The 23,146-nt window shown below is 60.7% G+C and carries 25 protein-coding genes; 18 read left to right on the top strand and 7 right to left on the bottom strand.

Features of this window, described 5'->3' with window-relative positions:
- Positions 1-16: 16 nt before the first annotated feature.
- The 9 genes from cysS (at position 17) to NG895_RS23085 (ending at position 7,770) form a co-directional block, all read left to right on the top strand.
- On the top strand, positions 17-1,720 hold the full coding sequence (cysS, locus tag NG895_RS23125) for a cysteine--tRNA ligase (protein ID WP_252854914.1): 1,704 nt from the start codon (positions 17-19) through the stop codon (positions 1,718-1,720).
- A 58-nt stretch (positions 1,721-1,778) separates the two neighbouring features.
- Positions 1,779-2,219, top strand: coding sequence for a hypothetical protein (locus tag NG895_RS23120; RefSeq protein ID WP_252854913.1), 441 nt, complete (start codon positions 1,779-1,781; stop codon positions 2,217-2,219).
- A gap of 41 nt (positions 2,220-2,260) precedes the next feature.
- Positions 2,261-2,764: a crossover junction endodeoxyribonuclease RuvC gene (ruvC, locus tag NG895_RS23115; RefSeq protein WP_252854912.1), complete on the top strand. Its 504-nt coding sequence runs from the start codon at positions 2,261-2,263 to the stop codon at positions 2,762-2,764.
- Between the two features lie 95 nt (positions 2,765-2,859).
- Complete coding sequence (locus NG895_RS23110; RefSeq protein WP_252854911.1) at positions 2,860-3,084, top strand: DUF433 domain-containing protein; 225 nt, start codon at positions 2,860-2,862, stop codon at positions 3,082-3,084.
- A 3-nt stretch (positions 3,085-3,087) separates the two neighbouring features.
- Entirely contained in the window at positions 3,088-3,474 is a 387-nt protein-coding gene (locus NG895_RS23105; protein ID WP_252854910.1) for a DUF5615 family PIN-like protein, read from the top strand.
- 107 nt (positions 3,475-3,581) lie between these two features.
- Complete coding sequence (gene ruvA, locus NG895_RS23100; RefSeq protein WP_252854909.1) at positions 3,582-4,205, top strand: Holliday junction branch migration protein RuvA; 624 nt, start codon at positions 3,582-3,584, stop codon at positions 4,203-4,205.
- Between the two features lie 172 nt (positions 4,206-4,377).
- Positions 4,378-5,748, top strand: coding sequence for a hypothetical protein (locus NG895_RS23095; RefSeq protein WP_252854908.1), 1,371 nt, complete (start codon positions 4,378-4,380; stop codon positions 5,746-5,748).
- Positions 5,749-5,882: 134 nt separating this feature from the next.
- Positions 5,883-6,701, top strand: coding sequence for an alpha/beta hydrolase (locus NG895_RS23090; protein ID WP_252854907.1), 819 nt, complete (start codon positions 5,883-5,885; stop codon positions 6,699-6,701).
- A gap of 226 nt (positions 6,702-6,927) precedes the next feature.
- A complete protein-coding gene (locus tag NG895_RS23085; protein ID WP_252854906.1) occupies positions 6,928-7,770 on the top strand; it encodes an alpha/beta hydrolase in 843 nt (280 codons plus the stop codon).
- Positions 7,771-7,783: 13 nt separating this feature from the next.
- On the opposite strand, the gene NG895_RS23080 is transcribed toward NG895_RS23085, so the two are convergent.
- Positions 7,784-8,899 (bottom strand): PrsW family glutamic-type intramembrane protease, encoded by a 1,116-nt coding sequence (locus NG895_RS23080; protein WP_252854905.1) that lies wholly within the window; start codon positions 8,897-8,899, stop codon positions 7,784-7,786.
- A 174-nt stretch (positions 8,900-9,073) separates the two neighbouring features.
- Here NG895_RS23080 and ruvB point away from each other — a divergent pair, with 174 nt between their 5' ends.
- The 4 genes from ruvB (at position 9,074) to NG895_RS23060 (ending at position 14,625) form a co-directional block, all read left to right on the top strand.
- Positions 9,074-10,141 carry a Holliday junction branch migration DNA helicase RuvB gene (gene ruvB / locus NG895_RS23075; RefSeq protein ID WP_252854904.1) on the top strand — a complete coding sequence of 356 codons (1,068 nt, stop codon included), beginning with the start codon at positions 9,074-9,076 and terminating at the stop codon, positions 10,139-10,141.
- 356 nt (positions 10,142-10,497) lie between these two features.
- Positions 10,498-11,316, top strand: a complete 819-nt coding sequence (locus NG895_RS23070; protein ID WP_252854903.1) for a PEP-CTERM sorting domain-containing protein — start codon at positions 10,498-10,500, stop codon at positions 11,314-11,316.
- A 187-nt stretch (positions 11,317-11,503) separates the two neighbouring features.
- Positions 11,504-11,887 carry a BlaI/MecI/CopY family transcriptional regulator gene (locus NG895_RS23065; RefSeq protein ID WP_252854902.1) on the top strand — a complete coding sequence of 128 codons (384 nt, stop codon included), beginning with the start codon at positions 11,504-11,506 and terminating at the stop codon, positions 11,885-11,887.
- Positions 11,884-14,625 carry a DUF1559 family PulG-like putative transporter gene (locus NG895_RS23060; RefSeq protein ID WP_252854901.1) on the top strand — a complete coding sequence of 914 codons (2,742 nt, stop codon included), beginning with the start codon at positions 11,884-11,886 and terminating at the stop codon, positions 14,623-14,625. The genes NG895_RS23065 and NG895_RS23060 overlap by 4 nt, the downstream gene beginning before the upstream one ends.
- Here NG895_RS23060 and NG895_RS23055 read toward each other — a convergent pair.
- The 6 genes from NG895_RS23055 to NG895_RS23030 all read right to left on the bottom strand — a co-directional run bounded on the left by NG895_RS23055 (position 14,615) and on the right by NG895_RS23030 (position 18,711).
- On the bottom strand, positions 14,615-15,352 hold the full coding sequence (locus NG895_RS23055; RefSeq protein WP_252854900.1) for a prolipoprotein diacylglyceryl transferase: 738 nt from the start codon (positions 15,350-15,352) through the stop codon (positions 14,615-14,617). The genes NG895_RS23060 and NG895_RS23055 overlap by 11 nt on opposite strands.
- Before the next feature lie 33 nt (positions 15,353-15,385).
- Positions 15,386-16,963 carry a radical SAM protein gene (locus NG895_RS23050; RefSeq protein ID WP_252854899.1) on the bottom strand — a complete coding sequence of 526 codons (1,578 nt, stop codon included), beginning with the start codon at positions 16,961-16,963 and terminating at the stop codon, positions 15,386-15,388.
- A 56-nt stretch (positions 16,964-17,019) separates the two neighbouring features.
- Positions 17,020-17,310, bottom strand: a complete 291-nt coding sequence (locus NG895_RS23045) for a hypothetical protein (RefSeq protein WP_252854898.1) — start codon at positions 17,308-17,310, stop codon at positions 17,020-17,022.
- Entirely contained in the window at positions 17,303-17,704 is a 402-nt protein-coding gene (locus NG895_RS23040) for a hypothetical protein (RefSeq protein ID WP_252854897.1), read from the bottom strand. The genes NG895_RS23045 and NG895_RS23040 overlap by 8 nt, the downstream gene beginning before the upstream one ends.
- A 132-nt stretch (positions 17,705-17,836) precedes the next feature.
- Positions 17,837-18,136 carry a hypothetical protein gene (locus NG895_RS23035; protein ID WP_252854896.1) on the bottom strand — a complete coding sequence of 100 codons (300 nt, stop codon included), beginning with the start codon at positions 18,134-18,136 and terminating at the stop codon, positions 17,837-17,839.
- A gap of 77 nt (positions 18,137-18,213) precedes the next feature.
- The gene (locus NG895_RS23030) at positions 18,214-18,711 is read right to left on the bottom strand and encodes a GNAT family N-acetyltransferase (protein WP_252854895.1); all 498 of its coding nucleotides are present in this window, start codon (positions 18,709-18,711) and stop codon (positions 18,214-18,216) included.
- A 213-nt stretch (positions 18,712-18,924) separates the two neighbouring features.
- Between NG895_RS23030 and rpmF the strand changes: the two genes are divergently transcribed.
- From rpmF to fabF, 5 genes are all read left to right on the top strand, one after another.
- Positions 18,925-19,110, top strand: coding sequence for a 50S ribosomal protein L32 (gene rpmF / locus NG895_RS23025; RefSeq protein ID WP_252854894.1), 186 nt, complete (start codon positions 18,925-18,927; stop codon positions 19,108-19,110).
- Positions 19,111-19,220: 110 nt separating this feature from the next.
- On the top strand, positions 19,221-20,132 hold the full coding sequence (gene fabD / locus NG895_RS23020) for an ACP S-malonyltransferase (RefSeq protein WP_252854893.1): 912 nt from the start codon (positions 19,221-19,223) through the stop codon (positions 20,130-20,132).
- Between the two features lie 119 nt (positions 20,133-20,251).
- Positions 20,252-21,013, top strand: coding sequence for a 3-oxoacyl-[acyl-carrier-protein] reductase (gene fabG, locus NG895_RS23015; protein WP_252854892.1), 762 nt, complete (start codon positions 20,252-20,254; stop codon positions 21,011-21,013).
- 241 nt (positions 21,014-21,254) lie between these two features.
- Positions 21,255-21,494 (top strand): acyl carrier protein, encoded by a 240-nt coding sequence (acpP, locus tag NG895_RS23010; RefSeq protein WP_252854891.1) that lies wholly within the window; start codon positions 21,255-21,257, stop codon positions 21,492-21,494.
- A gap of 199 nt (positions 21,495-21,693) precedes the next feature.
- The gene (fabF, locus tag NG895_RS23005) at positions 21,694-22,929 is read left to right on the top strand and encodes a beta-ketoacyl-ACP synthase II (protein ID WP_252854890.1); all 1,236 of its coding nucleotides are present in this window, start codon (positions 21,694-21,696) and stop codon (positions 22,927-22,929) included.
- The last annotated feature ends 217 nt before the right edge of the window (positions 22,930-23,146 follow it).

The raw sequence follows: 23,146 nt of genomic DNA, 5'->3' as shown, positions 1-23,146 counted from the left end.
ACCCGCACCTCGCCTTATGTCCACAGCCACGCAAGCCATGACCGCTGCTAGCACTGCCGCCCATCCTTCGCTGCAGATTTATAACACGCTGACCAAGAAGAAGACCCCCTTCGAACCGGTGCTGCCCGGCAAGGTGGGCATCTACTTGTGCGGCCCCACGGTGTACGCCGAGGCCCACATCGGCCACATGGTCGGCCCGGTGATATTCGATTGCATCAAGCGGTACCTGGTGTACTGCGGGTACGATGTGACCTGGGTGGTGAACATCACCGACGTGGACGACAAGCTGATCCACAAAGCCAACGAGCGTGGCCTCACCATGCTGGAAGTGGCCGAAGAGAACATCGCCGACTACAACAAGAACCTCGCGGCGTTGGGCGTCGATCAAATCGACCAGTTCCCCCGGGCCACCGAATGCATGGGCGACATCATCGAGTTCATCGAGTCGCTCGTAGACCAGGGCTATGCCTATGCGTCGGAGGGCGACGTGTACTTCGATGTCGGCAAGGACGGCGAGTACGGCAAGCTATCGAACCGCTCGCTCGACGCCATGCAGGGCGAGGGTGGCGGCACCGCCGATCGCAAAAAGAACACAGCCGACTTCGCCTTGTGGAAGTCAGCCAAGCCGGACGAGCCGAGCTGGGACAGCCCCTGGGGCAAAGGCCGACCCGGCTGGCACATCGAGTGCTCGGCCATGAGCAAGAAGATCCTGGGCGAGACCTTCGACATCCACGGCGGCGGCCTCGACCTGGTGTTCCCGCATCACGAAAACGAAATCGCCCAAAGCGAATGCTGCCACCACAAACCGATGGTCAAGTACTGGGCACATAACGGACTGTTGCGCAAGGACAACTCCGCCGGCAAGATCGGGGGCAAGATGAGCCGCAGCGCCGGTGCAGGCGGACTGCACGAGTTAATCGACCGCCAAGGTGGCGAGCGGATTCGCTTCTTCCTGTTGCGGACGCACTACCGCAGCACGGTGTTGTTCAGCGAGCCGGCCATCGAGGAAGCGGCCAAAGGACTCGAGTCCTTCTACCGGTTGTTCAAACGTTACAAGCGGATCACGGGCGCCGAGTTCTACTCGTTGACCGCACCAACCAAGCGTGGCGCGCCGTCCATCGATCAGGGCAACGACCCCACGCTCACAGCCGCCGCCGAGGCAAAGAAGAAGTTCCTCGCCTCGATGGACGACGACTTCAACACCGGCGGCGCGATCGCCGAGCTTTTCGAACTGGCGAGCCTCACCAACAAGTACTGCGACGAAGCCGACCTCGAGGGCAAGGGGGCCGGCGATGCCGCCAGCAATGCCGTGCTCGATCTGCTGATGGAAACCATCAAAGAGCTCTCGAACACCCTCGGACTGTTCCTCCAGCCCCCGGCGGCAGCCGGTGGCTCGGACGAGCTACTGGGCCAGGTGATGCAACTGGTGATCGACCTTCGCGCCGACGCCCGCCAGGCCAAGAACTTCGCCACGGCCGATGCCATCCGCGATGGGCTGGCTCCGACCGGCATAGTGCTCGAGGACCGCGCCGGCGGCACCGAGTGGTCCGGCGGCAACGATGGCTCGCTCGACGGCGTGATGATGATGCTCATCGAACTGCGGCAGACCTCGCGGGCCAACAAGGACTTTGCCACCGGCGACGCAATCCGCGACCGCTTGAAGGACCTGGGCGTCGTGCTGGAAGACCGCGCCGGCGGCACCGAGTGGACGCGGGGATAGCCAATCAACGTAGCCGGATTCGCAAGAATTCGGACCTGTCTAACCCATTCCTCACGGCATGCCACGCTTCTCGCTCAAAGTCCTGCTGGGAGTCATCACCGTAGTGGCAGCCGTGGCGGCATTTTGCTACGTTCGCAGCCAGCCACAAGTGGTGGCTGAGCGACTGCAACACGCCATCAAGCAAGGCGACCACGAAGCGGCAATGAGGATGCTGGAAGAATCGAACTTGTTTGAGAAACGGAAGCTGGGCCCCGGCGAGCGGCTAGATTTGAAAAACTTCTCGCACGAGAACCCATCCATCGCGGACTGGCTACAGGGCAAGCGGGAGGGATTACTGCAAGCAGATATTTACTTCAGCTCCGAATACGTTAGTTCGTACACGCCAATTGAATGCAAAGCGGAGATCACTAGTTCCGGAGTTCGAATCCTCCAAGTCGAAGAATTCGAACCGGCAGTTGCGATCCTGGTTGACCCAGACGAATTTGACGCCGACGATTGACCACGACATCTCCGAATTCTTGCGAATCCGGCTACAGCTTTATGAAAATTCTCGGCATCGATCCTGGCCTCAATATCACCGGTTACGGGGTGATCGAAACCGCCGGCCGGCGGGTGCGGCTGGTCGAGGCCGGTGTCGTGCGAGGGGGTAGTTCGTCCAATCGCACGCTGGCCGAGCGGGTAGCTGAAGTGCATCAGGGCGTGGCCGAGGTGATCGAGACCCACGCGCCCGAGGTGATGGCCATCGAGGAACTCTACTCGCACTACGATCGGCCGAAGACCGCCATCCTGATGGGCCACGCCCGGGGGGCGATCATCCTCGCCGGGCAGCTTGGCGGGCTATCGGTAAAACACTACGCGGCCACGCAAATCAAGAAGACGCTCACCGGAAACGGCCGCGCGCCGAAGACGCAGATGCAACAAGCAATCGCCCGCGAGTTGGGCCTCCCCGCGCCGCCCGAACCAGCCGACGTGGCCGATGCGCTGGCAATTGCGATGACGCATTGGTTCTTGGATTGCCGGTTGTCGGTGGAGAGTAGTAAGTAGTGGCTGATAGAGAGTAGGTGCTGTCCCCAACGACAGATGGGAATACAATTCAAGTCACAAACATTGTTAGCCTCCCCGGATAGTGCGAGGGACGTATGGACGCTTTTGATCGAATCACCATCAATCCAGACGTGATGTCTGGCCAACCCTGTATTCGCGGCATGCGACTGACCGTGCGGCGGGTGCTGGAAGCAGTGGCTTTGTATCCCGATCGCGCCGAACTTGCCAAGGAGTACCCGGAACTCGAAGAGGAAGACATTCGGCAGGCGCTAGCCTTTGCTGCGGCCAACCTCGACGATCGCGTCGTAGAATTGAATTAAGTGATGAAGCTTCTACTCGATCAAGGGCTGCCCAGAAGCGCCAAATGGCATCTGGAAACAGCGGGCTTCGATGCAATACACGTCGGCGAATTGGGAATGTCGACTGCCACTGATGAGCAAATCCTTGACTTTGCTGTTGAGTCGGATCGAGTGGTGGTGACGCTGGACGCGGACTTTCACAGTTTGTTGGCAGAACGATCCGCTCAAGCTCCGTCGGTTATTCGCATTCGTATCGAAGGTCTAAAGGGACCTGAAGCAGCTATCACCATTCTGAAAGTTCTTACAGTTGCAAGCGATGAGCTTGAAACAGGGGCTGCGGTATCGGTGACCACTTCCAATGTGCGCGTGCGATTGCTTCCCTTTGGAGGACGACCAAATCAACCCAAGTAGTCCACTTGGCTCCTTGCGGACCGCGTGGCGGTCCGGCTGTTGAATCCTCTCCGCAACTTATAGCATCCCTGATCCCCGACCCCTGAATCCTCCCCCCTCCCCTTCGAATGATCACCAAAATCACTGGACGATTGGTTTCCCTGGCTGGCGACGCGCTCACCTTGGCGGTGGGTCCCTACGAGCATGAAGTGCTTATCCCCGAGTTCACCCGCCGCAAGCTGCAGGACACGATTGGCAAGGACACCTCGCTGCACACCATCGAATACATGGAAGGCGATCCCACGCGGGGGCGGATGACACCGCGGATGGTCGGGTTCACTTCCGGCATCGAACGGGAGTTCTTCGAGCTGTTCTGCCAGGTGGACGGAGTAGGTGTGAAGAAAGCGCTAAGGGCCATGGTTCGCCCCGTGCAGGAGGTAGCCGCATTAATCGAAGACCAGGACGCCAAGGGCCTGGCAGCGCTGCCCGGCATCGGTCCGGCCACGGCCGAGCGGGTAATCGCCAAACTCCGCCGCAAAGTACCTAAGTTCGCTCTTTTGATTGGCCGCGACGCACCCGACGTGGCCCCCCGGGAACGCGATCTGGCCGGCGAGGCGTTCGAGACGCTCCGCGCCCTGGGGCACAGCGAAGCAGACGCCCGGCGACTGCTGGACGAGGCCATGGGCCGCAAGAAGAAGTACAAGGACGTGGAAGACCTGCTACGCGGCGTGTACGAAAACCGCGGTGCTTAGCAGTAAACCACTACCCGAGATTCCTTCGTGCTTTTTCCGATTTTGCCTCCCTCGAAAGGTGAAAGTGGACCTCGGCTTTGCTAGGATAATAGAACAGTCGGTGCGGCAAGTCAGGTTCTGCAATCATCCGCCTCTCGAGTCGAGAGTAGCCTTTCGGGGAGGAAGGTACGACATGCGTCTTTTATCCATTCTGCTCCTGATGGCTTGCTGCGCTGTTGGCCTGCCAGTCGCCGCAGAAGCCGACGACTACCCGGTCCGTAAATGGACCAACGACAAAGGGGAGACAATCGACGCCAAGCTGCTACGTGTCTCCGGGTCGACGGCCATCCTCGACCAGGACGGCAACATCGTCCGCGCGCCGATCAGTCGTTTGAGCGACGCCGACAAGGAGTGGATCAAGGACGTCCGCGAGTTGAATCGCTGGCGCGAGTGGACCATGATCGATGGCAGCACGCGCCGCGCCAAGCTGTCGGAAATCGAAGGCGACGAGATCACGCTGAGCGATCGCGACCTGAACGAGCAGGTCGAGCTAACACTCGAAGGGCTCAGCGACGCCGACCGCGAACTGCTGGCGACCGTGTATGGCACCGATAGCCCCACTGCAGGCAGTCCCAATATTGGCAGTCCTGCGATTGGCGGACTCTCCAACAGACCAACAGGCGGGGTTTCTCGCGGTCGCGGACTGGAGAGCGGAGTGATCCCAGGCTCGGGCGAGATACGAAGCTGGACCGACGTGCGTGGCAAGACCATCGAGGCCGAGTATCGGGGACTCGAAGGCGACAAGATCGTGCTCTTCTTCCAGAATCGAGAATGGCGGGTACCGATCTTGGATTTCTCGACGGAAGATCAGATCTGGGTGAGCGAACATGTGCTGGACCAGGTTGCCAAACAAAGCCAACCCACCGCTCCGGCAGCGCCGCAAGTTGCTTCGGCTGGTGGCAACAATTTCAACAACACCCAAGACGCCATCCGGGGCCGCATGAACCCTGGGCTCGGTAACTCGAACATGGGTAACTCGAACATGGGTAGCTCCCACTTCGGCGGATCAAACACCGGGGGGTCCCACTCTAACTCCGGAATGGGACAGCCGCAGAACGATGCACTGGCTAGCGCCCGAGAGAACCAGCGACGCTTGGAGCAAGCCAGCCTGGAACGCGAGCGGCGGCTTAATGAGCGTTTGGCATCTGCTCCCACCGCCTCGCCATCGCACACCAATGACAACGACATCGGATTCCAGCCACCGGGATTCAATGCGCCCCAATCGTCTTCGCCCACCTATCCCACGTCTGCGAACGTTCCAGAGGAGCAATTAGTGCAAACGATGACTTGCGGGTCGTGCAACCACACCTGGGTCGTCTCGAACTTCAAAGCAGGCGGCAAGTGCCCGGGCTGCGGCATCACGATCGATACCGTGGAAGACGGCAGTGGCAACGTCGTGGACGAAACCGGTTCGTCCAAGGCCCGCCGTTACGTCGGCTTGGTACGTCTTGCCGTGATCGCCCTCATGGTAGGGGGCGGACTGCTGGCCAAGATGGCTCGCTGAATCGTCGTGCAAGCATTGGCGAGAATCTGTACGGGCAACTCTACAATTACTATGCCGGGGCCGACATTTGCTAGTGCGGCTGGCAGTAGCAACTGCTATCGTCCACTGGACATATCACTACTCAGGAAGCCACTATGTACGCTATGCTTGGGCGAACCTGGCGTGTTGTAAGGCCGCTGCTGATGGCCTATCTGATTGTGGTGCTGATTATGACCTTTCTGGAAACCTGGCTCGTTTACCCTGCCCCGCAGCTATCAACGGGGAACTGGCAACCCGAGGGATTCAATCACCAGGACGTCTGGTTCGACTCAGCCGACGGCACTCGGCTGCATGGCTGGTTGTTCGAGCACCCCAGCCCCCAGCACATCGTGCTGTACTGCCACGGCAATGGCGAGTTGGTCGCTCACAATGTGCGTCTGATGTCGCGGCTGCGTGACGAGCTCGATGCCACGGTGATGGTGTTCGACTACCGCGGCTATGGCAACAGCGTGGGCAAGCCCCACGAGGCGGGCGTCGTGGCCGATGGCATCGCGGCTCAAAAGCATCTTGCCGAGCAGGCGGGCGTGGAACCCGATGAGATCGTGCTCATGGGGCGTTCGCTGGGCGGCGGTGTGGCGGCAGCCGCGGCTGCCAAGCTCGGCGCGAAAGCCGTGGTGCTGCAAAGCACGTTTGCCTGCATGGTCGATACAGCGGCCGTGCACTATCCGTGGCTGCCGGTGCGGCTGGTGATGCGCAACCGTTACGATTCGGTCGCCCGCCTGGCCGATTACGATGGCCCGGTACTGCAAAGTCACGGCACCAGCGACGAAGTGATTCCCTACAGTCAGGCTCAGCTTTTGTTCAAGTCGGTGAAGTCCGATCGCAAGCTGTGGTACGATGTTCCCGACGGTCTGCACAACACACCTCAGCCGGACGATTACTACCCGAAGCTCCGCGAGTTTTTGGATTTCTAACTTGCCAGCTCGGCGAGCCAACGGTCGGCGGCAAGTCGAAAAAAGGGCTGCAAAAAGGTGTCGCGTGCGGATGTCCGCTCCCGCCGCCCTCAAAATCCCCGCAGATTACCCGATCGACACCAATGGCTCCATGAGCTAGTCTGATGTGTTGTGGCACCTGCCTCCGATAGAAGGTGTGGTAGCCGCACACCTGCCCTCCCCACCCCCAGGCCCATTTCTGGCCAACATGCCTCACCTGTCATTGAATCCGATTCGCGCCGTCGAGCGTCTACTTGTGTACCCGTCTCCTTCGACCTCCACAGGCGATTGGTCGCCGAAGTGGATTGAGAACGAAGACGTCTTCTTCCCTTCGGCCGATGGTACCGAGCTGCATGGTTGGTTCGTACCGCACCCCGAGCCCAAGCACGTCATCCTTTACTCGCACGGCAATAACGAGCACGTGGGCAACCAGGTGAACCAGCTGTTGCGGCTGCAGTCGATGCTCGACGCCACGGTGTTCGTGTACGACTATCGTGGCTACGGCAAGAGCAAAGGTCGTCCGACCGAAAAGGGTTTGATTGCCGACGGACTGGCAGCGCACGAGTGGTTGCTCAAGCGAACCGGCATGGCAGCCGACGACGTGATCCTGATGGGTCGTTCGCTGGGTGGCGGTATAAGCGTAGCAATCGCTGCCGAACGTTCGGCCAAGGCCGTGGTGCTGCACGCCACGTTCCCCAGAATGGTCGACGCCGCGAGCTACAATTATCCGTGGCTGCCCGTAAAGACCCTGATGCGTGATCGCTACGATTCGCTGGAGCGAATCCAACGGTACGAGGGCCCCGTGTTCCAAAGCCATCGCACCACCGACGAAGTGGTGCCCGTGGCACTCGCCCGACAGTTGACCGACCGCGCGCCGGGCTACCTGAAGCAGTTCTTCGAGATTCCGAGCGGTCGGCACAACGAACCGTTGCCGCCCGACTACTACACGGCACTCGACAAGTTCCTGAACCGTGTCGAACGCAGCCATTCGTTCCACAATTCGGACACCCAGCAGTTGGACGATTCGTCCCACGTGCTGCAGGCGAACTAGCACAGCCCACTCTCTACACGTCGATGATCGACTCGGGCATTTCGCGCAGGAACATGTAGACCGTCAAGCCGAGTGCCAGGGTCGGCAAGATCACCAACTGTGCAGCCTGTTGCAGCCCTACCAGCGAAGACAGGTAGACGAGTGTCGCGGCCACGATGATCGATACCGATGCCAGGAACGTGGCGGTCAAGCTGATGGTCTCACCGGGCGACTGCCACCAGGTGCGGAGTTCGTGAAAGAACCAGTAGGCTAGCCCCACGATCAAGAGGAAGCTGAAGATGCCGTACATTTGCAGGCTCGGCAGCACGATCACGGCGTCGTACAAGCCATGACCGACGATCATCAGCAGCACGATGGCGATCGCTTCGCCCAATCGCTGGCGAGGGTTCCAGATCGCCCGACACACGGCCAATCCACACAACCCAGTGGTCGCCATGTGGAAGAAGTTAGCGGTCAAAAATCGGCCGGAAGCATCTTCACCCCGCAAGAAGTAGCCGATGTTTTCTTCCATGGCAAAGCCCAGCCCCACGCAGGCCGCCACGAGTAGTGCTTCGCGCTCGCTGCCGCGACGAATAATCCAAGGCACCAGCGGCAGGAACAACAGCAACTTCGAGAGTTCCTCGCGCAGCCCGACCCCCAGGATAAAGAACCGGAGTCCCCCGCGAAGGTCATCCGTCATCACCAGGTTCCACTCGATCCTCTGCCAGTCCACGGCAAACAAGGTTGGCCAGATACTAAGCACCCCCAGCACCACCGCCACGGCGGCCAGCGGCCAGCGAATTCCACCCTGGCGATGCGGCTGACCCGCCTGAACGATGAAGACAAACCAGCAGATTCCGGTCAGGCCCGCAAGCAGCGCCGGCCCTGGCACGATAGAGTGCCACATGTAGCGGGGAATCGTCCACCAGTACTCAACCCACTGGCGGTTTTGCGAAAGCTGCGTGAGCTTGTCGTAGATGGCGCCTTGCTGATCGGACACCCGTAGCAACGCCCCGCCCTCCTCCGAGTTCGGTTCGGATGCTTGCACCACAAACGCCAGCAACAGCCCTACCGCCAGGATGATCAGCATCATGCGGCCAAGAAACTCTGGCTGGCGGGTACGGGAACGCAAGTAGGTCTGCAGTTGCATGACAAGCGGGGTCGAAGAATCGGTTCACAGATCGGAAAACAGCGAGTATAGCACGACTGGGCCGAGGAAAACCGCCGGCACACTCGCTTCTGGCCGATCCGCATTCCGCATTGGTGGGGCGATTTGGTATGATCGGACAACTGGACCGCCTGTACTTTTGCCCCCTATGCTGCCATGCCCCGCGAAACCATCCTTTCGTCCGACGACTCCTGGCCCGAGGACGAATCCGAAAGCACGCTCGGCTCGGTGCAGCCAGAACGCAACAGCGAGGACGACATTGCGCTGCGGCCCAAGCACATGAACGAGATGGTTGGCCAACGGCAGGTGGCCGAGCGGCTCCGCATCGCCGTCGATGCGGCCTCCAAGCGGGGCGAACCGCTCGGGCACATCCTGCTGGACGGCCCACCGGGACTCGGCAAAACCACCTTCGCCACCTGCATTCCCCGCGACCTGGGGGTGAGCCTGCAGATCGCCAGCGGCGCGGCGCTCGCCGCGCCGAAGGACCTGCTGCCGTACCTCACCAACGCCGAAGAAGGATCGGTGCTGTTCATCGACGAGATCCATCGCCTGCCCAAGGCCGTGGAAGAGTTCATGTACCCGGCGATGGAAGACTTCCGCATCGACATCACGCTGGGCGAAGGGGTCAACGCCCGCACGGTGAACATGAACCTGCGTCCGTTCACTCTGATTGGCGCCACAACTCGCACCGGCTTGCTGTCGGCACCGCTGCGGGACCGGTTTCAGATTCGCGAGCACCTCGACTTCTACTCCCTCGATGAACTGATGGAGATCGTCCACCGCAACGCGACGAAGCTTCGCACCGTGCTGGACGACCACGCAGCCCAGCAGATCGCCCGCGCCAGCCGCGGCACGCCCCGCATCGCCAACAACCGCTTGCGGTGGGTGCGCGATTACGCCACGAGCCGAGCCGACGGCGACATGACTGGCGAGATCGCCACCGCGGCGCTCGACATGCTGGGCGTCGACCAACTGGGGCTCGACCCGCAGGATCGCAAGTACCTGGAGACCATCCTCCGCGTGTTCCACGGCGGCCCAGTGGGCGTCGAAGCAGTAGCCCACACGCTGAACACGGCGTGCGACACGCTGACCGACGAAGTGGAACCCTTCCTGCTGCGGACCGAACTCGTGGTCCGCACCCCCCGCGGCCGCAAACTCACCACCAAGGGTTACGAGCACCTGGGGCAATCGCCTCCTGGTGAGACGGCGCTGTTTGCGAGCTGAGGATGGAGCGAGCCCATCGCCTCTCGAACTCCTGTAATAAGGCTCCGCCTGAATACCGACGCACAACGCATGCTCCGTACCCCGTGGGACGGCCGTTGCACCGGGGGTGGGATTCTCTTGAACCGTTGCGGCGGACCGCCGCCACAGGAAGTCGACGACTAACTCAGGCACCGGCCGACTCGGCGGAATGTGTGCAGTGTGCGAGCTTTCCGGGAAAACCGCAATTTTCTGCGTTTTTTTTGTAACCAAAGCGCGGGCGGCGGTATCTACATAACTGGGAGGGACTGTCTCTTCGCTGTTTTGCTTTTCTGTGTTTTTCTGCTCTGTTGACGTACTTGCAATGTGAGGAAGATCTAATGAGGGACTTTTGGGTTTTTGCTACTCTCGCGTGCGCGATCGCCGCCGCGAGCAACTCCGCCAATGCCGCGGTCACTCCGCTCGCGGCGACCGGCTGGAACCATGACATGGTGATCGAAGTAGGGTCCGCGCCCTACAACACATCGGTCACCGGAACGATGGACGGAGGATTCGGCCAAGCCGAGAACCAAACCTGGGTCGAGGAGGGCCTCTTCACGGTGTGGGACGGCGCTCAAGGCGTTCCCGACACGCAGGTCCAGGGGCTCGTCGCCGGAACGCACAGCAGTCTGACCGGCAACGGGACCTTTGAGTTCCAGCCCTTCGATCAGAACAACGTCATCGGTCTCGACGGTGGCACCTCGGGCACGCTGACTCTGGCCGAGCCCGGCCAGTTCAGCTCGATCGCTCTCTATGGCGCATCCGGGTTCGGCGCCAAGACCGCAACCGTAACCCTCGGGTTCGAAGACGCGTCAACCTCCGACTACTTCGTCGATTCGGGTACTGGCATCGGCACCGACTGGTTCAACACCAACGCCGACGTGGCCTTCAACGTGGGCGGGCGTGCTTCCAACAAGAGTGAAGAGGGCTACACCGTCATCTTCTATCAAGAGAACCCGATCATCAGCATCAACGAGTCGCTCTTCGATCTTACCCCGGCAGACGCCGCGAAGACGCTGACCTCCGTGACCATTACCAACACGGGCGGTGATCGCATGGCCGTGTTCGCACTAAGTGGCGAAAGAGTTCCTGAGCCGGGCTCCATGTTGATGCTGGCCCTTGCCGGCGTGACGGCCCTGGCGTGCAAACGCCTGGCCTAACGTTCCTCCAGGTTTTCTATCGAAAGCGTGACAACCAAGAACGCCGCCCCCCTGGGGTGGCGTTCTTTTTTTTGCGCGACGGATAGGAGATCAATTCCTTGTATTCTCAGAAAAGGCTTGACGCACGCCACGCTTGTCGATAAAACCAAATCTAAATAACCAAACATCACGCCACGGGGACTCTGCAATGGCGCGGCCAAAGGCTACCGAGCTCACCGAGCGCGAGCTCGAATTGATGCATGTGTTTTGGGATCAGGGGGCCATGACCGCCATGGATGCCCGCGACCAGTTGGCCCAGGGGGGCCGCGACCTAGCGTACACCACGGTCGCCACACTGGTGAAGATTCTCGTCGACAAAGGCTTCCTCGAACAAACAGGCGACGCCCGGCCGTTCATCTATAAGCCGCTGAAGGACTTCGACGACGTCTCCAAACGGCTGGTCACCGACATGGTGCAGCGGGTATTCCAAGGTTCGCGCGAGGCCCTGCTGGTGCGGCTATTGGATGGGCGGAAGCTCACCAAGAAAGAACGCGAAGTACTGGAGCAGATTCTCGAAGGGGGCAAACAATGAGTACAGCAGTTCTTGTGTCGTGCGTGGTGCAGGTCACGCTGTTCGCCGTGGTGGCGGGCGTGGTGTATCTGGTGGCAAGAAGATTGCACGCCTCGCTCGGTTCGATCACCGCGTCGGTCAGTCTGACGCTGGTGCTCGTGCTCACAGCGCTGGCCGCCAGCCCCTGGCCGCGGTGGGAACTATCGCCGGCTCGCACGGCGGGCGAAGTGGCTACTTCCACTCCCGCTACAACGGAAGCAGCCGCTGCAGAGGATTCCACGCCGGTAGCACCGAGTTCTGCACCGGCGACAGACGACTCGCTGCTCTCCCCTGCCCTGGCGGCATGGGACGCGTTTACCGATGCGCTGTCCGATTTTGCTCCACCAGCCGACTCGGCCGAACCGGCATCGATCACTTTCTCCTGGCGAACCGCCGCGCGGTGGTTGCTGGCCGCGTGCTTGGTGATTGGTGTCGCCCGCTTCGCATGGGGCGTGTGGATCGTGCGACGACTGGTGGCCGAAAGTCGCCCACTGGGCGCGGAAGATGCGTCGACTCTGTCGCTGCTGGCTGATCTGCAGACGAGGCTCGGCACCACCGCTGGTGTTCAGTTGCGTCAGTCGTCCACCATCGCCACCCCCGCCACGGTCGGTTGGTGGCGACCGACGATCTTGCTGCCGGCGCGCTGGCGTGACTGGTCGGACGATGAACGAAAGGTCGTGCTGGCGCATGAACTTGCGCACATCGCTGCCCGCGACTACCGCTCCTGGCTGATCGCGCGACTGGCCGTGGCGGTGCACTTCTACCATCCGCTGGTGCATTGGCTGGCCGGCCGCCTGCAGATGGAACAAGAACTGGCCGCCGACGCTCTGGCGGTGCGACTGGTGGGCGACCGGCAAAGCTACCTCCATTCGCTGGCGTCCTTGGCGCTGGCGACTCCCAATCATCGCTTGTCCGGACCGGCGAGGACTCTGATCCCCGGCCGCTCCCTACTCATGAGGAGAGTGGAAATGTTACGCGAAGCAAAGCAACGAACTTCCAGTAAGTCGATTGGCCCGCTGGCTCGCTCGGTGGCTGCTGTGAGCCTGGCCCTGGCGGCGGTGGCCGTGGCCGGTGTCCGCCAGGTGGCGATTGGACAAGACGCGGCAGAACTGCTTGCCGATACGGGGCCGCGCGGTAGTGCTGAGAAGTTGGAGAAGGTACCCCGCATCGGCCTGGAGGTCTTTCCAGACAGCACCGTATACGCTGTTTCCATACGCCCGGCCGAGCTCTTGGGACAGCCCTCGCTCAAGGAGTTAGTTCCAAAAATCGACGAAGTGCTTCAGAGCAGTCGCCTAAAAAACAGCAACATCTCAGTCGCCCAAGTGGCTGAATTCTTGGTCTTGGTGTATGGGTTTCCAATGGAGGAACCACGGTTCGTCGTCCGGTTCGTCGACGCACCGGCATGCGATGCACTCGTCGCCACGACGGTAGACAAAATGAAAGACGACGAGCAGTACACCGCGCCAAGTTCGACCGTTTGGCAGACCAAATACCAACGGCTTACGAAGATCGACGCGCGAACCATTGTCTTCGACCAGTTCGGCAGAGCGGATGCGAAACGCAGCTTGCCACCGGCAGTGCAAACCAAGCGAGCTTGGGCCGAGCAGTGGCAACAGGCGGCGGATAAACAAATTGTCATGGCCTTCGATATGCAGCGGTTCCAGGCACAAGCGAGTCCGCAGGACCAAGCGCAGTTGGTGGGTGGCTTCCCCATGCAGATGTTTGCCCCCCTGCTGACCGATACAAAGTGGGCTGTCGCTTCGATGGACGCCATCGACCAGCTCAAGCTCGACGCCTTGGTGCAGTGCAACGACGAAAAATCGGCCGCTTCCGTAGCGGCGACGAGCCAGGCAGCGATCACACTCATGGGCAACATGGTCCAGCAGCAGCGGGCAGTCGCGAAAGGGGAAGCTAGCGACTTGAGAATACCCGAACACAACTTGGCGTCGGTCGACGCATTGTTCGATCTGGCCGCCGAATTTACCAGCGAGTCGCAGATTGAATCCGTCGATCAGCAGGTAACCTTGAAGTTTGCCAGCCAGAAAATGGATGCCGAAAAACTGGCGATTGCTTCAGGCTTCTTGCTGCCGGCACTGGAAGCCTCGCGCGAAGCCGCGCGGCGGACCCAGAGCATGAACAACATGAAGCAGTTGATGCTCGCACTGCACAACTACCACGCTGCCTACAATCACCTCCCGCCCGCGGTCGTCTATGAAGAGTTGCCCGATGGCAAACGAGTCGCTCGCAGCTGGCGGGTGGAAATTCTGCCGTACCTCGAGCGGGCAGATATGGGGCTCTCCAAGGAGTATCGCAAGGACGAGCCTTGGGACAGCGAAGCGAACCTGAAGGTGCTGGCCAAGATACCCGACATGTTCCGTTCGCCATCGGATGACATTGCGTCCACTAACACCAGCTACTTTGCCATCACTGGCCCTGAGACAATGTTCTACAACGAAAAAGGGACGCGTTTCGCCGAAGTAACGGATGGCCTGTCCAACACGATCGCCCTGGTCGAAGCCAAACGCGAGGTTCCCTGGACTAAACCAGTAGACATTGCCTACGACTCCGAGCAACCGTTACCCGAACTTGGCGGTTGGCATCCAAACATCTTCCTGGCTGGCATTGCCGACGGGAGTGTTCAGGCTGTTTCGCAAAGCATTGATGATACGATGTTGCGATGGCTGCTCGAGAAAGCCGATGGCAATGCCATCAACCGCTGACGGGTTGTATGTTGGCCAGCTGCTTATTATCCCGCCACCACAGGTAGCTGAATACGGCGATAATACCGAGCGACGCCCATTGGTAGGCGGTCAGCTGACCCCACATTTCGGGCTCGGGGCGGATTTGCTCGGTGACCAGGCGGTACATCGCGTACGTGATGATGTAGAGCTTGAAGAGCTGTCCGCGGAACATCCCGTGTCGCTGCAGCACCAGCAGCGCGACGGCCATGATGAGGTGAAACAGCGATTCGTAAATCTGCGTCGGGTGGCGTGGCACCGTGTCGACCGCCGGATACACGACGCCCCACGGCAAGTTGGTTGGGGTGCCAAAGCAACAACCGGCGTAGAAGCATCCCAGCCGACCAATAGCAACCGACAGCGCGACCGGCGCGGCGAACGAGTCGCCCGTTTTGGTGCGGATGCCGAGCACCCACTTCACAAACTCTACGCCCGCATACCCACCTACGAGGCCGGCCAGGATCGTCTTGCCGTTGGAGAGCCACGCCGCGGCGGTCCAGAACTCCGCGTCGCCAAACAATGCAAAGGGCAACTTCGCGCCGATCATTGCCCCGCAAAACGCGCCGATGCCAATGGCCAGCTTGTCTTCCCAAATCATGTCGAGCGACCGTTGCGACAGCCGCAACAAAGCAGCGCCTGAGAGGACGGCCACGAGCATGATGAGGGGATACATGGCGGGAATGGCGAAGGTGCGAACGGTGATTGTCATCCAGAGGGAGCGGCAAGCGACTGAAGGAACTACTCAACCTTCTCTCACAGGCAAACGAGATTCTTCGGTCGCGGAGCTCCCGTCAGAATGACAAAGGGACGCCGCCTTCAGTTCTGGCAGCGGTACGTGGCCCTCGCGGTAAAGCGTGTTGTACGCGCTAAAGGGGATGATATGGCCGCTCGGCAAGACAAAGTGGACGCACGACTTCATCAACTGGCGGATGTCGAAATTGTAGGCGTCCATGAAGCTGGTGGTGGTGATGCGGAACATGTCGCAAGGGTCGAGATTCTCCGAGAGCGCGCGGAGGGTGAATTCCTGACCGATTTCTTCCAGCGACTGTGAGCCGTAGGCGCTAGCCGCGGGTTCCCTCCCCAAATTCACCCTGTTACTCGTCGTCGAGACCACTGGCAACTCACCCGACGCTAGCGCGTTCGGCTCACGAGGTTCGCAGCAACCACCTGAACCGCAGCACCTGCGATTCATCACTTCCTGAATCAAATCGCGTGCCCGCGGGCGGGTGTACGTGATGCGGCCGGACAAGAGGTCGATGTGTTCGGCAATATCGATCAACCGCGCCAACGGCGTAGTCCGTCCGCCAGCGCGGTAGCCATACGCCACGGTGTGAGCGTTGGGGTGGGCACAAGGTAGTGGCGTGAAGTCACTCTCCTGCCAGCGCCCATCCGTCTCGCGCTCGATGGCGTGGATGACATCGGGGAACGTCACCCGCTGCTCGAGTTCCTCGGGCAGAAAGTGCCGCCCGACGTACGTGGCCGGTTGGAAACTCACCCCCGTCACCCAGGGTCGCTCGGTAGCAAAGTCGAGCAAGCGGCCGAGCCACGACGAATCGGAATTCGCCCCGAAGTTCACTCCGGCTTGGAGCGTCGCCACCAGGGTGACGTTGATGCCAAGTTCGCCACACGCCTGGACGCAGGCAAGCTTCGATTCGAGAAGCGGCTCTCCACGCAGCGACTGGTACACCGTGTTGTCGAAGCCATCGAACTGCAGATAGACCTCCGCCCGCTTGCGATGCTCGGCGACTACTTCCAGGAACCTTCGGTCGCGGGCCAGCCGTACGCCATTGGTGTTGATCATCACCACGTCGATCGGCTGATCGCAGGCGTAAGCCAGAAGGTCGAGGAAGCGAGGATGGATGGTCGGCTCGCCGCCGGAAAGCTGCAGCACTTCCGGTTGCCCCTCGGCGGCCACCAGATGGTCGATCGCCCGGACACAGTCGTCGTACGACAGGTGTTTGAGTCCCGGCGCACTGGAGGCAAAACACATCGGGCATTCGAGGTTACAGTTGGCCGTGATTTCCAAGAGACCCAGACAGGTATGCTGCTCGTGCTCGGTGCAGAGCCCACAGTCGTAGGGGCAGCCGCGATTGGGCTCCACCGCCATTTCCAGCGGCACTTTGCCGGGAGCGCTACCGACGTGCCGATCGAACCACGTGGCGTCGCTGCACACAAAGTCCTCACGCATACCATGCTCTTGGCAATGCTTGCGAAAGTAAACTCGCCCGTCGCGGTTGAGGATCTTTGCGGGGACCACCGTCAAGCACTCGGGACACAGACTTTGTGTGGCGCCAAGGAATTGATAGTTGCGAAAGTTCATGATTAATTTCCAGAACCCTACGGCCGCAATGACTCGCACTGGGAAGCCGACACCAGCTACGACCTCTTCCACAACTTGTTGGCGACATAGCACATCCCCACCAACACGCCCAACCCCGCGATGGTGCCACCAACGCACCCGATCGCCATCGAATCGAATGGGGAACCGCTGGCCAGGCAACCAAAGAAAAAGGCAATGATGACGGCCGGTGGAATGAGCACTACCGAAACAAGCACCACGATCACTCGGCGAACGGCAGTCGCCCGCGACGAATCCGAAGTTCGCATCCCGTTTCTCGGCGACTCGAACGGATTCGGCTCTTCGATTGGTGTCTGATCGTCACTCATTACGAGTCCCCTGCGTTTGCTCGCCTTTGGAATCTTCGGGTTCTGCAACACTGCCCCATCGCCGCCATCGCTCGCGATTCGTCTGTGCAATCTTTCCCGCCACCAGTACTCCCAGCACAATCCCAAGGATAAAACCGGCCGAGCCACAAACACTTGCAAGCTGCGGCGAGTGCAGCACCGTGCCCACGGCGTTGCCAATAATCTCCATGCCAAGCACGGTCGCCCCGCAAGTCACACCAAAAGCAATCAACATCGCTAGTGGGGTGAGAAACACAAACCCGACAAAAAGTGAAAGCCGCCGCATCAGGTGCCCCGGCTCACCGTGATCGGGAAGTCGCTGGGGTGCCTGATAAGGATTCTCATCCTCCTCTGGTTGTGGTTGCTGGCTATCCATGGATGACCTCCTCACAGTAGTCCATGCAACCACGCCCACAATGGATGCCCCCCGCTCACCTCTCGCATTAGACCACATTGGGCTGAGGAGCCAACACATTTTCTGCGGTGCCCGCCAGTGGGCGCGCACGCTTCACCTGCGACGCATAATCATCCGCCACCAACCGGTGATGAGCTTCAGCAGCGAGAGCACCAGCAGCGCCAGCCCCGCGGCATTGGCGACGCTCGTTTGCGCGACGACATTCAGAAGCATTTCGATCAGCGAGTCCGGCGATGGAGATTGGTTGAATCGGCCTGTGGAACACACGGTAACCAGCCAGATAAAACCGGCCAGCAACACCGGCACTACCCCCAGCGCTACCAGCCACTGCCGGCGACGCTTGCGTTGGCGTTCACGGAGTCTCTCACGATGTCGCCGCTGGTAGCGATGCAAACCGGGCCCCCGCGTTGCAATGGATCAATTGATCGATTCAACACCGCATAGGATACCCGCACAGCGCGGCGCCAGTTTCAGGCGAGCTCTTTTTTCCAGAACGCCATACTTTCGGGGGGCGACCACTCCGTGGGGCCACGGAAGCCGAACGACCAGTAAAGATGCCTGCCACGATCGTTGTCGGCGCGGACTTCCAAGGTCAGCGCATGGCAATCGTTCCGCCGGGCGTAGTCTTCCACGGCCGCGAGCAACTTCCGTCCAATGCCTTGGTCGCGGTGCCCGGCCACGACTGACAGGTCGTGGATGTTCACCCGCGAGCGGGCGGCAAAAGTACCGAACATCAACACACCAGCCACGGCCCCAACGGGTTCGTCCCCCAGCCAGGCCAGCCAACCCAGCGTGGCAGGATGCAGCGAGAATCGCTGGGGCAGCTCGGCGCGAACCCGCTCGTCGAGCGGCTCGGCCCCCCCCATCACGTCCTGGGCGTAGGCGTCGATCATGGCCACCAGCACCTCAATGTCGGCGGGATTCTCCTTATCGACCAGGCGAATTTCGAGCGTGGGATGTGCGTTCATCGGATGGCTGGTGGCTACTCTCACGGGGACCACGCCGGGCGGCGTTGGCTTGGAAGGTTTCGAACGGAGGGCCCAGTTTACCGCGAATTCAGGGAAAATGGGCCACCTCGACTCCCCTCCGAGCCCATTGACACCTCGCCGGCACGTGAGTTAACCTACTTGGTTTCTACCCAACTACCAAGCTCCCGCATGTTACCCTCGTGAGGCCGTCCGATGGCTGTCCCCAAACGTAAACACTCCAATTCGCGTTCCGGTAAGCGTCGCTCGCACGACCAGCTGAAGGGCCGCCAACTGCAACCTTGCCCCAAGTGCGGCGAGCCCAAGCCCAGCCACGTGGTTTGCCCCAACGAGCATTGCGGCCATTACATGGGCCGTCAGATGGTCGCCGAGGCATCCTAACCGCGGCGGCGGAGGGGGGAAACTGAAAGCTCGGGCACGAGCTGCTCTCGTCATTCCTCTTCCGGCTGTCGCATTTTCCCCTTTCCTTGTCACTCGCGCGAGGGAGTTCCGTGGGCAAGACCGCATTCCTGTTTCCGGGCCAAGGCGCTCAAACGGTGGGCATGGCAGCCGAGCTGTGTGCCGAGTTCCCACAGGCCAAAGAGCGATTCGCTCAGGCGCAGGAGATTCTGGGCTACGACTTGCTAGCCCTGTGCACCAACGGACCGGCCGAGCAACTCGACTCGACGGCCCATAGCCAACCTGCCATCTACGTTGCCAGCCTGGCGGCACTCGAACGACTCGATGCCGAGCATCCCGACGTGGTCGACTCGTGCGTGGTCACCGCCGGCTTGAGCCTGGGTGAGTACACCGCGCTGACGTTCGCCGGGTCGCTGTCGTTTGCCGACGGCCTGCGTGTGGTGGCCGAACGCGGCGCCGCGATGCAGGACGCCTCGGAGGCCTCGCCCAGCGGCATGGTCAGTGTGCTGGGAATGGAGTTGGCCGACATCGAAAAAATTGTCGCGGAAGCTTCGCAAGGCGAAGTGCTGGCCGTGGCCAATCACCTGTGCCCCGGCAACATTGTGGTTTCCGGCGCCAACAGCGCGTGCGAGCGTGCCGCGGAACTGGCCGAACAAGGTGGCGCCATGCGAGTGGTACCGTTGGCCGTCGCGGGTGCGTTTCACACCGAACTAATGCGTTCGGCCGTCGCGCGACTGGAAGCGGTGCTGGAGACGGTGGACCTGCGCCCGCCGCGCATTCCGGTGATTTCCAACGTCGACGCCCAACCGCACGACGACCCCGTGGAGATTCGCCGCCTGCTGGGCGAGCAAGTCGTCAATGCCGTACGCTGGGAAGACTCGATGCGTCGGGTGCTTGCCGACTACGGCGTCGATACCTGCTGGGAGATTGGTCCAGGACGCGTATTGCGCGGGCTGCTGAAACGCATCGAGCGAAAGTTCCCCTGCGAAGGCATCACGGCGTAAGCTACCAACAACACGCTGGGCACCACTCCGGTGGTCCTCGCCCGGCGCTTATCGTTCATCGCACCGCTTACTCAAAATCACCCTGCTGTTCACAGCAAACTCAACCAAGCAATTCACCTATGCCTTCCCTCACAGTTGATCTATCCGGCCAAACTGCCCTGGTGACCGGCGCGTCGCAAGGCATTGGCAAGGCCATCGCCTTGTCGCTCGCTGCCAGTGGAGCCAAGGTGGCCTGCCTGGCCCGCAATGCCGAGAAGCTGGCCTCCACGGTGGACGAAATCAAACAAGCGGGTGGCGAGGCCATCGTGATTGCCGCCGACGCCACCGACAGCGAAGCGGCCCAGGCGGCCGTCGACAAGGTGGTGGAGGAGTGGGGTCAGCTGGATATCCTGGTGAACAACGCCGGCATCACCCGCGACACCCTACTGCCCCGGATGAGCGACGAAGATTGGGACGCTGTGATGGCCACCAACCTGCGGAGCGTGTTCCTGTATACCAGGGCCGGGGCCGGAGCCATGATGCGGGCCAAGAAAGGCCGCATCATCAACATCTCCAGCGTCTCGGGTCTGATGGGTAATCCTGGCCAGGCCAACTATTCGGCCTCCAAGGCGGGCATCATTGGCTTCACGCAGACGGTGGCCCGCGAGCTGGGCAGCAAGCGTCGGCAGATCACGGTCAACGCTATTTGCCCTGGATTTATCGCCTCGGACATGACCGAAGCCCTGGGCCCGGCCCTGGAGCAGATGGTCAAAGAGAAGATCCCTTTGGGGCGACTCGGCGAAGCGGACGAAATCGCCCAGTCGGTGCTGTATCTGGCCAGCGATGCTGGCAGCTACATTACCGGGCAGGTGCTGGTCGTGGATGGTGGCCTAACCGCCTAACAGGGCAATACTTACAAACAGCGGCAACCAACCCCGAAGCCGCCTAGACACCCGCGAGGAAACGCGGTATATCTTGACCACTCTTGTGTAGACGCTCTATCTTGAGAGGCTTACACACGACCATAGAATCGGTAACCACCCGAGGCCGGTACCCACCGGATAAACAGGCGCCGCGGCGGACCCCGGACTCCTGATTCCTCGGTTTCGACAACATTGTGCGGATATTTTAGGAGGACCTGACGTGGCCTCAGTTCTGGAACGAGTAGCAGACATCGTCGCCGAGCAACTTGGCGTCGACAAAGACAAAATCACCCCCGAAACGTCGTTCGTGAACGACCTGGGCGCCGACTCGCTCGACACCGTCGAGTTGGTCATGGAACTGGAAGAAGAATTCGACATCAACATCCCCGATGACGCGGCGGAGAAGATCCAAACCGTCGGTCAGGCGGTGGATTACATCGAGGCGAACGGCAACGGCTAATCGCCGCCGGCGACCGACACCGCGCCGATACCCTTGTGGCGGTGCGCAGAACTTTCGAAGGCGCACGCTTCAAAAACGTGCGCCTTTTTTTGTGAACAAGGTCTGGATGTGAGTTGGTGAAGCCCAAGACTGGTGGAGAGACATCGGCATCCCCACTCACCCGCTACGCTACTCAACCAACCCGGAAAGCGACAGGACGATGAAACGGCGCGTGGTAGTAACCGGATTGGGCACAGTGACTTCACTGAGCCTGAAGGTGGATGATCTGTGGCAAAAGATTCTCGCCGGCCAGAGCGGTATTCATGAGCTCAAGCTGTTCGATACCTCGAATCACAAGGTAAAGTTCGGCGGCGACATCCACGACTGGAATCCACAGGGCTATATCGAACGCAAGGACTTGAAGAAGCTCGACCGCTTCACGCAGTTCGCCCTGGTATGTGCCGTGGACGCGGTGAACGACTCGGGTCTCGATTTCTCCCAGGAGGATCCCTTCCGCTGTGGCGTGATCATCGGTTCGGGGATCGGCGGACTTAACGAGATTGAGGAGCAAGTCGGCCGGCTCATCACCAAAGGTCCCGACCGCGTATCGGCCTTCACCATTCCCAAGTTAATGGTCAACGCAGCGGCCGGACATGTTTCCATTCGCTACGGACTGCGGGGCATCAACTTCGCCGTGGCCACGGCCTGTGCCAGTGCCACCAACGCCATGGGATCGGCTTTCCAATCGATTCGCGCCGGCGAAACCGATATTGTCATCACCGGTGGCACCGAAGCGGCTTGCACGCCAATGGGACTGGCTGGCTTTGCCAACATGAAAGCGCTGAGCGAACGCCACGACGATCCCCAAGGTGCCAGCCGGCCGTTTGACGTCGATCGCGATGGCTTTGTGCTCTCCGAAGGTGCCGGCCTGTTGGTGTTCGAAGAGTACGAGCACGCCAAGGCTCGCGGAGCGGAAATCTACGCCGAAGTGCTGGGCTACGGAGCCAGCGCCGACGGTGGGCATATCACCCAGCCCGATGCCGAAGGCACCGGCGCTGGCCGCGCGATGAGCGAAGCCCTCAAGGACGCCGAGATCTCGCCCGACCAGGTCGACTACATTAACGCCCATGGCACTAGCACTCCGCTGGGCGACAAGGCCGAGTCGACCGCCATCAAACGCGTGTACGGCGACCACGCCTACAAGTTGAGTGTCTCGAGCACCAAGAGCGAACTTGGCCACCTGCTCGGCGCCAGCGGTGGCGTAGAGATGATTCTGAGCCTCATGGCGCTCAAGCACAGCGTGGTCCCGCCGACCATCAACCTCCAGACGCCTGATCCCGAGTGCGATCTGGACTACACCCCCAACGAGCCCAAAGAGAAACCGCTCAACATCGTGATGAGCAATAGCTTCGGCTTTGGAGGGCACAACGCCAGTATCGTGGCGGGCCGCATCTAGAGCGATTGGCAGTGACAAGGCCGCGCTACCGTTGCGGTTTCTCGCCATGGCATCTGCTGGCCGAGTTGCCTTGCCTCGCGGAGTTCCCAGCGACTAGTTCGCCGGTGACTTGGTGACAACATTCGGGTGACAGCATGCCCGGTACCCCAGTGGCTGCCTGCGTGGTGTAACAGCAGAACTTCGGGGCGACGGCTACTCCTGCAAGTGCTACAATCTG

Origin of the sequence: Aeoliella straminimaris, assembly GCF_024054565.1 — a bacterium.
Classification (GTDB): Bacteria; Planctomycetota; Planctomycetia; order Pirellulales; family Lacipirellulaceae; genus Aeoliella; species Aeoliella straminimaris.
Note: the sequence above shows the minus strand (reverse complement) of the source record. Positions and strands in the feature narration are given on the sequence as shown.

What these genes read in the sequence shown, in the direction of transcription:
- NG895_RS23120 (WP_252854913.1), top strand. Translation starts at nt 1,779, where the DNA reads ATGCCACGCTTCTCGCTCAAAGTCCTGCTGGGAGTCATCACCGTAGTG.
- NG895_RS23090 (WP_252854907.1), top strand. Translation starts at nt 5,883, where the DNA reads ATGTACGCTATGCTTGGGCGAACCTGGCGTGTTGTAAGGCCGCTGCTG.
- NG895_RS23040 (WP_252854897.1), bottom strand. Translation starts at nt 17,704, where the DNA reads ATGGATAGCCAGCAACCACAACCAGAGGAGGATGAGAATCCTTATCAG.
- NG895_RS23095 (WP_252854908.1), top strand. Translation starts at nt 4,378, where the DNA reads ATGCGTCTTTTATCCATTCTGCTCCTGATGGCTTGCTGCGCTGTTGGC.
- rpmF (WP_252854894.1), top strand. Translation starts at nt 18,925, where the DNA reads ATGGCTGTCCCCAAACGTAAACACTCCAATTCGCGTTCCGGTAAGCGT.
- NG895_RS23105 (WP_252854910.1), top strand. Translation starts at nt 3,088, where the DNA reads ATGAAGCTTCTACTCGATCAAGGGCTGCCCAGAAGCGCCAAATGGCAT.
- fabG (WP_252854892.1), top strand. Translation starts at nt 20,252, where the DNA reads ATGCCTTCCCTCACAGTTGATCTATCCGGCCAAACTGCCCTGGTGACC.
- fabF (WP_252854890.1), top strand. Translation starts at nt 21,694, where the DNA reads ATGAAACGGCGCGTGGTAGTAACCGGATTGGGCACAGTGACTTCACTG.
- ruvA (WP_252854909.1), top strand. Translation starts at nt 3,582, where the DNA reads ATGATCACCAAAATCACTGGACGATTGGTTTCCCTGGCTGGCGACGCG.
- NG895_RS23050 (WP_252854899.1), bottom strand. Translation starts at nt 16,963, where the DNA reads ATGAACTTTCGCAACTATCAATTCCTTGGCGCCACACAAAGTCTGTGT.
- NG895_RS23110 (WP_252854911.1), top strand. Translation starts at nt 2,860, where the DNA reads ATGGACGCTTTTGATCGAATCACCATCAATCCAGACGTGATGTCTGGC.
- NG895_RS23030 (WP_252854895.1), bottom strand. Translation starts at nt 18,711, where the DNA reads ATGAACGCACATCCCACGCTCGAAATTCGCCTGGTCGATAAGGAGAAT.
- NG895_RS23065 (WP_252854902.1), top strand. Translation starts at nt 11,504, where the DNA reads ATGGCGCGGCCAAAGGCTACCGAGCTCACCGAGCGCGAGCTCGAATTG.
- NG895_RS23045 (WP_252854898.1), bottom strand. Translation starts at nt 17,310, where the DNA reads ATGAGTGACGATCAGACACCAATCGAAGAGCCGAATCCGTTCGAGTCG.
- ruvB (WP_252854904.1), top strand. Translation starts at nt 9,074, where the DNA reads ATGCCCCGCGAAACCATCCTTTCGTCCGACGACTCCTGGCCCGAGGAC.
- NG895_RS23060 (WP_252854901.1), top strand. Translation starts at nt 11,884, where the DNA reads ATGAGTACAGCAGTTCTTGTGTCGTGCGTGGTGCAGGTCACGCTGTTC.
- NG895_RS23085 (WP_252854906.1), top strand. Translation starts at nt 6,928, where the DNA reads ATGCCTCACCTGTCATTGAATCCGATTCGCGCCGTCGAGCGTCTACTT.
- cysS (WP_252854914.1), top strand. Translation starts at nt 17, where the DNA reads ATGTCCACAGCCACGCAAGCCATGACCGCTGCTAGCACTGCCGCCCAT.
- NG895_RS23055 (WP_252854900.1), bottom strand. Translation starts at nt 15,352, where the DNA reads ATGACAATCACCGTTCGCACCTTCGCCATTCCCGCCATGTATCCCCTC.
- NG895_RS23080 (WP_252854905.1), bottom strand. Translation starts at nt 8,899, where the DNA reads ATGCAACTGCAGACCTACTTGCGTTCCCGTACCCGCCAGCCAGAGTTT.
- NG895_RS23070 (WP_252854903.1), top strand. Translation starts at nt 10,498, where the DNA reads ATGAGGGACTTTTGGGTTTTTGCTACTCTCGCGTGCGCGATCGCCGCC.
- ruvC (WP_252854912.1), top strand. Translation starts at nt 2,261, where the DNA reads ATGAAAATTCTCGGCATCGATCCTGGCCTCAATATCACCGGTTACGGG.